Source organism: Sphingobium cloacae (assembly GCF_002355855.1).
GTDB classification, from domain to species: Bacteria; Pseudomonadota; Alphaproteobacteria; order Sphingomonadales; family Sphingomonadaceae; genus Sphingobium; species Sphingobium cloacae.
Genome location: NZ_AP017655.1, coordinates 163,313 through 176,083, shown reverse-complemented (window position 1 = coordinate 176,083; position 12,771 = coordinate 163,313). Strand labels below are relative to the sequence as shown.

At 64.4% G+C, this 12,771-nt stretch carries 10 protein-coding genes; 5 read left to right on the top strand and 5 right to left on the bottom strand.

All coding sequences use genetic code 11. The features are described from left to right. Nucleotide 1: 1 nt before the first annotated feature. The 5 genes from rbbA to phbB (SCLO_RS00935) form a co-directional block, all read right to left on the bottom strand. Complete coding sequence (gene rbbA / locus SCLO_RS00955) at nt 2-2,749, bottom strand: ribosome-associated ATPase/putative transporter RbbA (RefSeq protein ID WP_037444235.1); 2,748 nt, start codon at nt 2,747-2,749, stop codon at nt 2-4. Nucleotides 2,750-2,753: 4 nt separating this feature from the next. Continuing rightward, nucleotides 2,754-3,830: an HlyD family secretion protein gene (locus SCLO_RS00950; RefSeq protein ID WP_037444232.1), complete on the bottom strand. Its 1,077-nt coding sequence runs from the start codon at nt 3,828-3,830 to the stop codon at nt 2,754-2,756. Further along, complete coding sequence (locus tag SCLO_RS00945; protein WP_048578300.1) at nt 3,827-5,233, bottom strand: efflux transporter outer membrane subunit; 1,407 nt, start codon at nt 5,231-5,233, stop codon at nt 3,827-3,829. Before SCLO_RS00945 ends, SCLO_RS00950 begins: the two co-directional genes overlap by 4 nt. A 174-nt stretch (nt 5,234-5,407) precedes the next feature. Beyond that, nucleotides 5,408-5,851, bottom strand: coding sequence for a hypothetical protein (locus tag SCLO_RS00940; protein ID WP_066516480.1), 444 nt, complete (start codon nt 5,849-5,851; stop codon nt 5,408-5,410). Between the two features lie 83 nt (nt 5,852-5,934). After that, entirely contained in the window at nt 5,935-6,663 is a 729-nt protein-coding gene (gene phbB, locus SCLO_RS00935) for an acetoacetyl-CoA reductase (RefSeq protein ID WP_020817741.1), read from the bottom strand. A 493-nt stretch (nt 6,664-7,156) separates the two neighbouring features. Between phbB (SCLO_RS00935) and SCLO_RS23720 the strand changes: the two genes are divergently transcribed. The 5 genes from SCLO_RS23720 (at nt 7,157) to SCLO_RS00910 (ending at nt 12,769) form a co-directional block, all read left to right on the top strand. Continuing rightward, the gene (locus SCLO_RS23720; RefSeq protein WP_066516477.1) at nt 7,157-7,510 is read left to right on the top strand and encodes a hypothetical protein; all 354 of its coding nucleotides are present in this window, start codon (nt 7,157-7,159) and stop codon (nt 7,508-7,510) included. Nucleotides 7,511-8,077: 567 nt separating this feature from the next. Next, nucleotides 8,078-8,800, top strand: a complete 723-nt coding sequence (gene phbB, locus SCLO_RS00925; protein WP_037444222.1) for an acetoacetyl-CoA reductase — start codon at nt 8,078-8,080, stop codon at nt 8,798-8,800. A 23-nt stretch (nt 8,801-8,823) separates the two neighbouring features. Then, nucleotides 8,824-10,008, top strand: a complete 1,185-nt coding sequence (locus SCLO_RS00920) for a thiolase family protein (protein WP_037444218.1) — start codon at nt 8,824-8,826, stop codon at nt 10,006-10,008. 61 nt (nt 10,009-10,069) lie between these two features. Then, a complete protein-coding gene (gene lptB, locus SCLO_RS00915; RefSeq protein WP_082166316.1) occupies nt 10,070-10,897 on the top strand; it encodes an LPS export ABC transporter ATP-binding protein in 828 nt (275 codons plus the stop codon). Between the two features lie 114 nt (nt 10,898-11,011). Continuing rightward, nucleotides 11,012-12,769 carry a PHA/PHB synthase family protein gene (locus SCLO_RS00910; protein ID WP_066516476.1) on the top strand — a complete coding sequence of 586 codons (1,758 nt, stop codon included), beginning with the start codon at nt 11,012-11,014 and terminating at the stop codon, nt 12,767-12,769. The last annotated feature ends 2 nt before the right edge of the window (nt 12,770-12,771 follow it).

Sequence of the window (12,771 nt, the reverse complement as noted above, 5' to 3'; positions counted from 1 at the left end):
GTCAGCTTTCCTGCTTTTTAAGGAGCGCGATCGCCAGACCGACGATGACCGGTCCCGAGACCAGGAGCGGCCAGAAGGAGTGGACGAGGTCGCCAAAGCCCAGCGCCTTGTTGAACACGCCGCGCGTGATCGTGAACATATGGCTTGCGGGATAGATCTCGCCGATCGCCCGCCCTACCCCTTCGAGCGACGATACGGGATCTATCATGCCGCCATAGGTCACCGCCGGGATCAGGGTGCCGACCATGGCGAGGAACATCGCCGCGATCTGGGTGCGCGTTATGGCGGAGGCAAGCAGACCCATGCCCGTCGCGATCAGCGAGAAGAGGAAAGCCGACGTCATCATGGCCACGATGCTGCCATTGGGAAGAACATCGAAGAGGATGGCCGAGACCAGCACCATGACGATGAAATTGACCATGGCGAGCGCGACATAGGGCAGTTGCTTGCCCAGCAGGAACTCCGCGCGGGTGACGGGTGTCACATAGAGATTGATGATCGCGCCCGTCTCCTTCTCGCGCACCACGGCCAGGGCCGCGAGCATGGCGGGCAACATCAGCAACAGCAGCGGAATGACCGCGGGCACCATCGCCGGCAGGCTTTTCACGTCGGGATTGTAGCGAAATCGGTTCTCGACCGAGATAGAACCGGCGGTGCTTCCCACCCCGGCCATGCGCATCTGGTCGGTCAGCCAGCTTTGATGCAGTCCCTGGATATAGCCCTGCACGGTCTCGGCGCGCATGGGCATGGCGCCATCGAACCAGGCGGCCAGGGCGACGCGCTCGCCGCGCAGGACATCGCGCCCGAACCCGGGCGGAATCTCTATGGCGAGCGCCAGTTCGCCGCTCCGCATGCGGCGGTCGAGATCGTCATAGTCGGTGAGCGGCGGCCGCTCGACGAAATAGGGAGAACCCGCCATGTCGAGCTGATAGCGCTGGGAAATACTGCTCTGGTCGCGATCCAGCACCGCATAACGCAGATTGTCCACGTCCATGCTGATGCCAAAGCCCATCACCAGCAGCAGGATCACCGAGCCGGCCAGAGCCAGGGTGCCGCGAAGGGGATCGCGCTGTAACTCCAGGGCCTCGCGCCACACATAGCTCAGCATGCGCTGCAGACTGAAGCGGCGCTTGACCTGATGGCTTTCCTGGGGCCGTTCAGGCGCGACAATCGCGCTTTCGGCGGCCTGCCCATCCCCGTCGCCGCCGGCCTCGACCAGATAGCCGATAAAGGCTTCTTCCAGTGTCGCAGCACCACGCTTCTCGACGAGCTTCGCGGGGGCGTCACTGTCGAGCACCTTCCCCGCATGCATCATCGACATGCGGTCGCAGCGCTCGGCCTCGTTCATGAAATGGGTCGAGATGAAGATGGTCACCCTGTCCCGGCGCGACAGTTCGGCAAGCAACCGCCAGAAGGCGTCACGCGCGACCGGATCGACGCCGGAGGTGGGTTCATCCAGGATCAACAGTTCGGGCTTGTGAACCATCGCCACAGCGAGGGAGAGACGCTGGCGGATACCGAGCGGAAGTTGCTCGGGCAGCTCGTCCATGACCGGCTCGAGACTGAAGCGTTCCGCCATCTCGGTGACGCGGCCCGGTATTTCGTCGACCGGCACATGGAACAGCCGCGCATGCAGTTCGAGATTCTGCCGTACGGTCAGTTCGCCGTAGAGCGAGAAAGCCTGGCTCATATAGCCAACCCGCCTGCGCGTCGCGATGTCGTGCGGATCGACCTCATGGCCAAACAGCCAGGCCCGCCCTTCGCTTGCCGGCAGCAGTCCGGTCAGCATCTTCATCGTCGTCGACTTGCCGCAGCCGTTTGAGCCGAGGAAACCGAAGATCTCGCCGCGGCGGATGCGGAAACTGACATGATCGACGGCGACGAAATCGCCGAAGCGCATGGTCAGCCCCTCCGCCTCGATGGCGATGTCATCCTCGTCGACGTCGAGCGGCGGGATGATGACCGGCTTGTGGCCGCGTTTCCTCTCTTCGGGCAACAGTTCGGCGAAGGCAGCTTCGAGATGATCCGTGCCGGTCCGCTCAAGGATTTGCGAAGGCGTGCCCGTAGCCAGGATCGCGCCATCATCCATCGCCACCAGCCAGTCGAACCGCTGCGCTTCGTCCATATAGGCCGTCGCCACGATCACGCTCATGCCGGGACGATCTTCGCGGATGCCGGCGATCAGATCCCAGAACTGCGCGCGCGCCAGCGGATCGACGCCGGTGGTCGGTTCGTCCAGGATCAGGAGATCGGGATCGTGGATCAGCGCGCAGCACAGGCCGAGCTTCTGCTTCATGCCACCCGACAGCTTGCCGGCAGGCCGCGACAGGAAGGAATAGAGCCCCGTGCTGCGGGTGAGCGCATCGATCCGGCGGCGGCGCTCGGACGCGCCATGACCGAAGAGACGGGCGAAGAACTGGAGATTTTCCTCGACAGACAGTGTCGGATAGAGGTTCCGTCCCAGACCCTGCGGCATATAGGCGATGCGCGGACAGACGTCCTCGCGATGACGGCGGTCGGCCATATCGCCGCCGAGCACATGAACCGTCCCCTCCTGCACGGCGCGAGCGCCCGCGACCAGCGATAGCAGGCTCGACTTGCCGACCCCGTCGGGGCCGATCAGACCGATCATCCGGCCTGGGCTCAGGTTGAGGTCGATGCCGCGCAGGGCTTCCGCCTTGCCGTAGCGCAACCGCACTCCGGCAAGGCGGACGACCGGTGGCCCCTGGGGGGGCGTGGGGGAAGCCACCGGCCTATTCCTTTACAAGGTTCGACAGCTTGTCCGGCCAGGCTGCCTGGGAATCGATCCGCACATAGGCCATGCCCGGCAGGCCTGTTTTTACCAGCGCGATATGGCGCTGGAGCAGCGCGGGATCGATCTTCGCCCGGACGCGGAACATGAGCTTCTGGCGCTCGCTTTGCGTTTCGACCGTCTTGGGCGTGAACTGCGCGACATCGGCCACGAAACTGATCTTTGCAGGAATGACGACATCGGGCGCGGCATCGAGCACCAGGCGAACCTCGCTGCCGATGCGCACGCGCCCCGCGACCGTTTCCGGCAGGAAGAAAGTCATATAGACGTCGGTCAGATCGACGAGGTTCATGACCCGGCCGCCGCCGGCGACGACCTCGCCCGGCTGGGCAACCCGATACTGGATGCGGCCGCCGCGAGGCGCCTTGAGGTCGCTGTCGCGGATATCCGCCTCGATCCGCGCGATGGTTGCGCGCGCCGCATCGACATTGGATCGGGCGCCGATGACCTGGCTGCGCGCTGCGGCGATATTGGCGTCGGCCGACGCCAACTGCGCGCGCGCGGCTTCTACCGTGGCGGAAGCTCCTTCGACCGCCGCCTGGTTATCGTCGCGCTCCTGCGTCGGCGTGGCGCCTTCGCGCGCAAGCGTTTCCGACCGGCCAAGCCGCTTGCGGGCCGCATTGAGTTCGGCTTCCCGCTGGCGGACAGTGGCGAGCGCTGCCGCGCGTTCGCTCTGCCGCTGCCCCACCTGGGTTTGCGCGATCTGGACGGCATTGAGCGCCTGGGCGAGCTGCGCCTTCGCTTCAGAAAGCTGAGCAGAGAGCGTCTCGACATCCATATGGGCGACGACCTCGCCGGCTTTCACCAACTGGCCTTCTTCGGCGACGATATCGCGGATGCGGCCCGGCGTTTTCGCCGAGATATCGATCTCGAGCGCTTCCAGCCGGCCATTGCCACTGACGATACCCTCCGGCAGGTCCGCGGGCCTGAGCAGCGACCAGAGGATCACGGCCACCGCCACGACCGCCGCGACGATCGCGCCCCTGATGAACCAGGTCTTGCCTGTCGTCTGCGTCATTGTGACTGTTCCCCGTTTCTGTTCGATAGGTTGCCGTCGAAGGCGTCGTCCGCGACAAATCCTCCGCCCAGCGCCGAATAAAGTACGACGATGCTGGCCAGTTCGGCCCGCCGAAGCTGGACCAGGGCCTGTTCGGCGTCGAACAGGTCGCGCTGGGCATCCAGCACCTCCAGATAGGCCGAGCGGCCATTGTCGAAGCGAAGCTGGGCGAGCCGCGCGCGTTCGCGCTGGGCGTCCAGCATCTGCTGTGTCGTGTCGATCTGCAGCTGCAACTGCTGCCGGCGGACAAGGGCATCGGACACGTCGCGGAACGCCGATTGCACGGTCTGTTCATATTGCGCGACCGCCCGTTCCTGCCGGGCCCTGGCCACGTCGAGATTGCCCTTCAGGCGTCCCGCGTTGAAAAGCGGAAGGCGGATGGTCGGGGTGAAGCTCCACGCCTCGCTGCCGCCGGAGAACAGCCCGTCCAACTCATCGCTCATCGTGCCGTATGCGCCCGTCAGGCTGATGTTCGGAAAAAAGGCCGCCCGCGCCGCGCCGATATTGGCGCTGGCGGCGCGCAGCTGATATTCGGACGCCACGATATCCGGGCGGTTGGCCAGAAGGTCGGAGGGCAGCCCGGCAGGCAGCGTGAGCCGTTCGGGCACGTCGGTCAGAGACAGGGTCCCGGACGCGATCTCGACAGGCCGCCCGATCAGCACCGCAAGAGCATTGCGGTTGACGGCCCGGTCCTGCTCCAGCCCCTGCATCGTCGTATTGGCCTGGCCCAGGAGCAGCTGCGCCTGGGTCATCTCGAGCTTCGATCCCGATCCCACCTCATAGCGGCGGCGCATGATGCGCAGCGCTTCCTCGCGCGTTTCGATCGAGTGCCGGGCGAGTGCGACCCGTTCCTCATATTCCCGTTCGAGAAGATAGCCGTTGGCGACCTGCGCGACGAGCTGGCTCGCGACCGCGCGGCGCGCTTCCTCGGTCGCCAGATACTGCCAGCGCGCGGCATCGCGCAGGTTGCGCAGCCGTCCCCAGAAGTCGATCTCCCAACTGGCCGAGAGCTGCGCGCTGATCTGTTTGACATCGACAGGCGTAGCGCCCGCGCCGGGGAGATTGAACAGGGTCCGGCCCCGCGTTCCCGTGCCGACCGCATCGAGCTGCGGATAGAGCGAGGAGCCCTCGATCCGCCAGGCGGCGCGGACCTCGGCGACGCGGGTCGCCGCGATGCGGATATCGCGATTGTTCGCGAGCGCCTCGCCGATCAGCCGCTGCAACTCGGCTTCCCGGAAGAAGTCGTGCCAACCGATGCGCGCGATCGTGGTCCCGGCGATGTTGGCCGCCTCGTAGGTCGGCGGCACCGGCTGGGGTGGCCGGACATGCTCAGGCGCAAAAGAGCAGCCGGTCACACCCACCATCAAAGCGGCGACAACAGCGGTCCTCGGCCGCAGGGGAAAGCACGGCAGGCGCCACCCTTTCATATGGACTTGATCAGTAAATCGCACAACATCCCCTGTTGCAAGAAGACTTCAACCTGCCCCCGCCCTGCCGAAATGCCGCAGGTTGGCGGCATGGCGGTCGAACTGTGGTTTTCAGGTCTTGTCGGTCTCGGGCTTGGCCGTTCCGGTCTTGGCCGGGGCGGTCACAGGCGCCTTGGCGGCTGCGGCATCTCCCGCCTGGGAGGGTGTGAAGAAAGACGTCCAGAGTTGCAGCACATGAGCCGCCTGCTCCTGGACCTGGCCGGGTGACAGGCTGTCACCAACCCCGGCCCGCCAATCGTCGAGCGCGCCCTTCATGTCCTGGGCGCACGCCTGACCGTTCCGGCTGATTTCCTGCCACATCTCGGAAAAGCCGGCGATATTGGGCAGAGGCACAGCCCCCGCCTTCTCCGCGCTCTGCGCCGAGAGAAGCTCGAACGTGCGCGAAGCGATCGCCGCCTGGCGCTGGCCGGCTTCGCGCATGATCTCGGCGCATTTGAGGGCGAGTTGCCGATTGGCGCCGGCGACAGCGGCAAACTGGTCGAACGGATAGCTCATGAGACTGCTCCTTGAAGTGGGGTTGGATCTGGAGTGCAGATCGGAAGACGAACCACGCATTAGATTCATGGACGGCAAGAGTTTCAGCCGTTGGCGATATATTGCCCGCCATTGATCGTGAGCACCGAGCCGGTATTGAAACCGGCCTTGTCCGAGGCCAGCCAACAAACGGCTTCGGCGATTTCAGCCGGATCGCCCAGGCGCCCGACGGGAATGCCGCCGATGATCTTTTCGCGGACATCCTGCGGCACGGCAGCGACCATCTCGGTGTCGATATAGCCGGGGCATACGGCGTTGACCGTGATGCCGCGCGACGCATTTTCCTGCGCCAGCGCCTTGGTGAAGCCGATCACACCCGCCTTGGCCGCCGAATAGTTCACCTGGCCAATCTGGCCCTTCTGGCCGTTGATCGAGGAGATATTGATGATCCGGCCAAAGCGGCGTTCGCGCATGCCTTCGATGACGGCGCGCGTCATTGTGAACATCGAGTCGAGGTTGGTGCCAAGAACCTCGCGCCACTGCGCAAAGCTCATCCGATGGAACATGGTGTCGCGCGTGATGCCGGCATTGTTCACCAGCACTGAAACCGGGCCCAGTTCCTTTTCCACGCGGGCCAGGCCTTCGCGGCAGGCCTGTTCCTCCGCGACGTCCCATTTATAGACGGGAATGCCCGTACCATCCCGGAACAGCTCGGCGGCGGCGTCGTTTCCATGATATATGCTGGCAACATTCCATCCCGCTGCTTTGAGCGACCGGGCGATTGCCGCGCCGATTCCACGTGTTCCCCCAGTTACGAGTGCAATTCCCGTCATGATACTCCGGCTCCATTTTTCAGGTCACGCCGCGCGGTTTCCCCCGTCGCGCCTCTCCGGACTATTAGTATCTATACTTATGAGTGTCGTTATTGCCGCTTTCCCGCCCCGGATCAAGTGCGGTCTTTGGCCCGCATGAAAAAGGAAGGTAATGACAAAAAGGTGACAAGCCGCCGATCACCTCGACACAAGCTGGCGCCGCGCGATCCAAAAGGCGGACGGCCGCCGCAGGAAATAGCCGCGCAATTGGGCGAGCATATATTGCAGGTCGCGCTCGACCAGTTCATCGCCCATGGGGTGGAAGGCGCCAACATGGATGACATTGCCGCGGCCGCGAACGTCTCCAAGCGCACGCTTTATTCGCGTTACGGATCGAAAACCCAGCTTCTGATCGCCAGTGCCGAGCACGGCACCCAGCGCCATCTCAAAGCGATTACCGTCGACCGGCGATCAGGGAGACCTACGCAATCGGCTCCTGAAGCTTTGCCGCAAGATGCTCGACGCTGCGCTCAAACCCGAGGTCATTGGCATCGAGACACTCGCGACCTGGATTTTCGAACGCAAGCTCGAGGCGCAGCTCAGTATTCATCGCAACCCCGGCGCCTCATTGATCCAGGATCTGCTGACGGAGGAGGCGCGTGTGCGCAACATAGAAGAGGATCTGCCCTTTCTGGCAGCGTTCATCTTCGATGCAACGGTGACCGGTCCGCGCGCGAGAATATTGTTACGAAAGGATCTTGCCAACACAGCTCGGGCCAAGACCGAACATCTCGCCCAGACCATGGATCTGCTGGCACGGGCAGTTCCGCTCCTCGAACCTGAATTGCAACACGCACCCAAAAGGTGATTGCGATGTCCGCCAGCGCTCCGTTCTGTCCGAGGCATTGACAGGACGAGGGCCCAGGACCGAACGCGCGACGCCCTTGTTTTCGCCTGTCGATGGACGGCGTTGCTTCGACCGTTAGCCCCGGCCTGGTCGCAGCCCCCAGGTTCCAGGGTATTCAGGCAGCCGCGGCGCAACCCTTCCGCTCGCACCGATCGTCGTCCGGACTGTGCGTTCGACCGATTATGCTGAATGGGTCCAGGAGCTTCAACGTCCGCGCCCCCCGGCGGCCCAGGGAGCGGCGACCTGATTCGCGCCGGCAGGCGCCCGCCCAAGACCCTCGCATGTCATGGCAAATCGTCGCGACACGCAAAGCCGTTTGACGATCAAATACGAAACTTCTAAGTATAGTTCCTAATGGCGCCGCCGCTCCCTCACAGCGAGATCAGGCACGACTAAATCGGCCATGACAGGGGCCGAATCATATCGGGAGAGACTTCGACCAGGCGCATCGCGGCATAGCGCATGCGCCACTTCCCGCCGTGCGGCCCAGGCGCCCATGGCGACTATTGAAGGCCAAAGGATGATGTCATGCCCAGAGTCGCACTCGTTACCGGCGGCGTCAGCGGAATAGGCGCGGCGACCGCAATGCTCCTCCGCGACAAAGGCTATCGCGTTGCCGTCAATTATCATGGCAATGACGAGGATGCCGAGCGATTCCTCGCGGAAACCTCGATCCCGATCTACAACTGGAATGTAGCCGATTTCTCCGCCTGTCATGACGGCGTGGCGAAGGTTGCGGCAGACATCGGCCCCATCGACATTCTGGTCAACAATGCCGGCATCACGCGCGACGGCACGTTGCACAAGATGACCGAGGAGCAATGGCGCAGCGTCGTCGACGTCGATCTGGGCGGCTGCTTCAACATGTGCCGTGCCGTGATCGAGGGCATGCGCGAGCGCCGGTTCGGACGGATCGTCAATATCAGCTCGGTAAACGGTCTTTCAGGACAATTTGGCCAGACCAACTATGCAGCGGCCAAGGCAGGCGTGATCGGCTTCACCAAGGCGCTGGCACTGGAAGGCGCGTCTCGAAACATCACGGTCAATGCGATTGCGCCGGGCTATACCGATACCGGCATGGTCGCCGCGGTGCCGCAGGACGCGCTCGAGGCGGTGCTGGCCGCGGTGCCGGTCGGCCGGCTCGGCACGCCGCAGGAAATCGCGCGCGGCGTGCTCTATCTTGTCGAGGACGAGGCCGGTTTCGTGACCGGCGCCACCCTCTCGATCAACGGCGGCAAGTATCTCGCCTGAAAATGCGTGGAAGGATTATTCTCATGACCAGTCCTGTCGTTCTGTGCGCCCCGGTTCGCACGCCCATCGGCGCCTATGGCGGCGCGCTCAAGGACATGAAAGCGCCCGCGCTCGGCAGCGTCGCCATCGCCGAAACGCTCAGGCGCGCGGGCGTGGGCGCTGACAATATCGACAGCGTCGTCATGGGACAGGTGGTCCAGGCAGGCGCGAAGATGAACCCTGCCCGCCAGGCCGCCATCAACGCGGGGTTACGCGACAGTGCTCCTGCCATGACCGTCAACCGGGTCTGCGGATCGGGCGCACAGGCGATCGCCTCGGCCGCCCAGGAGATCATGCTCGGCCTTGGCCAGGCCGTGATCGCCGGCGGCATGGAGAATATGGACCAGGCGCCCTATCTCATCGAGAAGGGACGCTGGGGCTATCGTATGGGCGAGGGCAAACTCCTCGACGCCATGCTCCATGACGGGCTGAATGACGCCTTCAGCAATCAGCATTCAGGCTGGGTCACCGAGGATCTGGTCGCACAGTTCGGCATCAGCCGGGAGGCGCAGGATGGCTGGGCGTTGCGCTCGCAGCAGAGTTTCAGCGCGGCCCAGGCCAATGGCCGGTTCGAGGCGGAGATCGTGCCTGTCGAGATTCCTTCTCGCAAGGCTGTGACGCTCTTTGCAAAAGATGAGCAGAACCGGGCCGATACGAGCCTTGAGAGCCTCGCGCGTCTAAAGCCTGCCTTCCGACCGGAAGGCACCATCACGGCGGGCAATGCGCCCGGCCTCAACACCGGCGCGTCCGCGATGATCGTCGCGAACGAGCAATGGGCGCAGCGCAATGGCGTGACGCCCCTGGGGCGCCTCGTCGCGTTCGGTGTCGGCGCGGTCGCCCCCGGCCTCTTCGGCCTCGGGCCGGTGCCCGCCGTCCGGCAGGCGCTCGAGCGGGCGGGATGGTCGGTCGGAGACCTCGATCGCGTCGAGATCAACGAGGCTTTCGCGGCCATCGCCATCGCGGTCACGCAGGAACTCGGCCTCCCTGAGGACATCGTCAATGTGGAAGGCGGCGCCATCGCGCATGGCCATCCGATCGGGGCGACCGGTGCCGTGCTGACCACCCGCCTGCTGCATGCGATGCGGCGCGACGGGCTGCGCCGGGGCGTTGTCACCTTGTGCATCGGCGGCGGCCAGGGCGTGGCCCTCGCCCTGGAGGCGATGGCATGATCACGAGCGGCACGGCGCGGCGGCGATTCTCATGCGAATGTGCCGCGCCGGGCCTCTGACGATGCTCGATGACAGCGCCTGCCGCATTGCCGACACTCCATCAGCCTGCCGCGAAGGCGTTGACTGCGCCAGGCTGGACACCTCCGGGTCGGTGTCGGTGGTCGGCCCGCCCGCGCTCAAAGTCCAGGCGATCGAGAAAGCGTTCGGACGGCGAAAGGTGCTGGACGGCTTCTCGCTCGAGGTCGATCGCGGCGAGATCGTTGGCCTGCTCGGCCCCAACGGCACAGGCAAGACGATCTGCTTCTACGGGATCATGGGTCTCATACGCCTCGATGGCGGTCGTATACTGCTCGACGGCGAAGATGTCTCAGCACTGGCCATGCATGAGCGCGGCAACCGCGGGCTTGGCTATCTGCCGCAGGAAGCCTCGATCTTTCGCGGGATGAGCGTTGCGGACAACATCCGCTCTGTGCTGGAACTGCGCATGACCGACCCTGGCGACATCGACCGCCGGCTGGGCGAACTGCTTGCCGATTTCGGCCTGACGCATCTGCGGTCGACACCCTCCCCTTCCCTGTCCGGCGGCGAGCGGCGGCGCTGCGAGATCGCGCGCGCCCTGGCGGCCGAGCCTGGCGTGATCCTGCTCGACGAGCCTTTCGCCGGGATCGATCCCATTTCGATCGCGGACATCAAGCTCATGGTCCGCGATCTCAAAAGGCGTGGCGTCGGCGTCCTCATCACCGACCATAACGTCCATGAGATGCTCGAACTGGTCGACCGCGCCTATGTCATCCACGGCGGCAAGGTGCTTTTCGTGGGCAAGCCGCAAGAGCTTCTTCACCATGACGAAGTCCGTCGTCTGTACCTGGGAGAGAATTATGAGGATTGATTTTCTTTCTCTGTTCTCAAGGGCGACAGCGGCCTTTTGCCGCAGCTTTGCCTCCCCGGGCAACGGCCCGACCGGTAGCCGCCCTGTAATGGAAATCTTCAAAAAGGACCGATCATGAGCGCCCAGAACATGCCCCAGGCACCCGACCCGCTCGACGGGATCGCCGAAACCCTCGACAGGGCCGCGGGCGCCGCGATCGCGCAGATGACCGCGGGGCTCTCCCCCATCACCATCCTCCAGGCCTTTTCGGACTGGGGACATCATCTCGCCTTCGCACCGGGCAAGCAGCTGCAACTCACCGCCAAGGCGGCCCGCAAATATGTGCGGCTCTTCGACTATGCCGTCCGATCCGCAGGCGACCGCGACGCGGCGCCCGTGATCGAGCCGCTGCCGCAGGACCGCCGCTTTGCCGATCCCGCCTGGCAGCAGCCGCCCTTCAACCTCCTCTCGCAGGCGTTCCTTCTCAACCAGCAATGGTGGCACGCGGCGACAACCGGGGTGGGCGGCGTCGGCAGCCATCATGAGGACATGGTCGAATTCACCGCCAGACAGATGCTCGATATCCTTGCGCCGACCAACTTCCTTACGACCAACCCGGTTCTCCAGCGCAAGATCGTCGAGACCGGCGGCCAATGCCTGGTCGACGGGTTCCGCCATCTGATCGAGGATATGCAGCATCTCGTAAGAGGCTTGCCTCCGGCGGGCACGGACGCCTTCCGCGTGGGGGAGACGGTGGCGACCGCCAGGGGCAAGGTCGTCTATCGCAACCGCCTCATCGAACTGATCCAGTACGCCCCCACCACCGACACGGTGCGGCCCGAGCCGATCCTGATCGTGCCGGCATGGATCATGAAATATTACATCCTCGACCTCTCGCCCGAGAACAGCCTCGTCCAGTGGCTGACGTCCCAGGGCTTCACCGTGTTCATGATCTCCTGGCACAATCCGGACAGCGAGGACCGCGACCTCGACATGGAGGCCTATCGGCAACTCGGGCCGATGGCGGCGCTCGATGCGGTGAGCGCGATTACCGGCGCGCCCGCCGTTCATGCCGTGGGCTATTGCCTAGGCGGCACGCTGCTCTCGATCGCAGCGGCGACGATGGCGCGCGAGGGTGACGATCGCCTTGCCAGCGTGACGCTTTTCGCGGCGCAGACCGAATTCAGCGAACCGGGCGAACTGGGCCTCTTCATCGATGAGGGACAGCTCAATCTCCTCGAAAAGATGATGTGGAGCCGGGGCTATCTCGACAGCGGCCAGATGGGCGGCGCGTTCCAGATCCTCAAATCCAACGACCTCGTCTGGTCGCGCATCCTGTCGGAATATCTGATGGGCGAGCGCGCGCCTCTCAACGACCTCATGGCCTGGAACGCCGACGGGACGCGCATGCCCTATGCCATGCACAGCCAGTATCTGCGGCGCCTGTTCCTCGACGATGACCTGGCCGAGGGCAAATACAAGGTCAATGGTCGCACCATCGCGCTCTCGGCGATCCGCAGACCGTTGTTCGTCGTCGGCACCGAGCGCGATCATGTCGCGCCCTGGCATTCGGTGCATAAGATCCACCTGCTGACCGGGGCCGAGATCACCTTCGTGCTGACGAGCGGCGGCCATAATGCCGGTATCGTCTCGGAACCGGGCCACAACGGCCGGCGCTACCGCGTGCTGACGCGCGAAACCGATGGTCTCTCCTACGATCCGGAGGAATGGGAACGCCACGCAGAGAAGAAGCAGGGTTCCTGGTGGACCGAATGGGGCGACTGGCTTGCAAGCCGTTCGGGCGCGCCCGGGGCCCCGCCGTCCATGGGCGCCGCGGACAAAGGCTATGCGCCGATCGCGGACGCGCCCGGCCATTATGTCCTGGAGCGCTGAGC

What these genes read in the sequence shown, in the direction of transcription:
- phbB (WP_020817741.1), bottom strand. Translation starts at nt 6,663, where the DNA reads ATGACGGGAATTGCACTCGTAACTGGGGGAACACGTGGAATCGGCGCG.
- SCLO_RS00945 (WP_048578300.1), bottom strand. Translation starts at nt 5,233, where the DNA reads ATGGTGGGTGTGACCGGCTGCTCTTTTGCGCCTGAGCATGTCCGGCCA.
- phbB (WP_037444222.1), top strand. Translation starts at nt 8,078, where the DNA reads ATGCCCAGAGTCGCACTCGTTACCGGCGGCGTCAGCGGAATAGGCGCG.
- SCLO_RS00940 (WP_066516480.1), bottom strand. Translation starts at nt 5,851, where the DNA reads ATGAGCTATCCGTTCGACCAGTTTGCCGCTGTCGCCGGCGCCAATCGG.
- SCLO_RS00910 (WP_066516476.1), top strand. Translation starts at nt 11,012, where the DNA reads ATGAGCGCCCAGAACATGCCCCAGGCACCCGACCCGCTCGACGGGATC.
- SCLO_RS23720 (WP_066516477.1), top strand. Translation starts at nt 7,157, where the DNA reads ATGCTCGACGCTGCGCTCAAACCCGAGGTCATTGGCATCGAGACACTC.
- lptB (WP_082166316.1), top strand. Translation starts at nt 10,070, where the DNA reads ATGCTCGATGACAGCGCCTGCCGCATTGCCGACACTCCATCAGCCTGC.
- SCLO_RS00920 (WP_037444218.1), top strand. Translation starts at nt 8,824, where the DNA reads ATGACCAGTCCTGTCGTTCTGTGCGCCCCGGTTCGCACGCCCATCGGC.
- SCLO_RS00950 (WP_037444232.1), bottom strand. Translation starts at nt 3,830, where the DNA reads ATGACGCAGACGACAGGCAAGACCTGGTTCATCAGGGGCGCGATCGTC.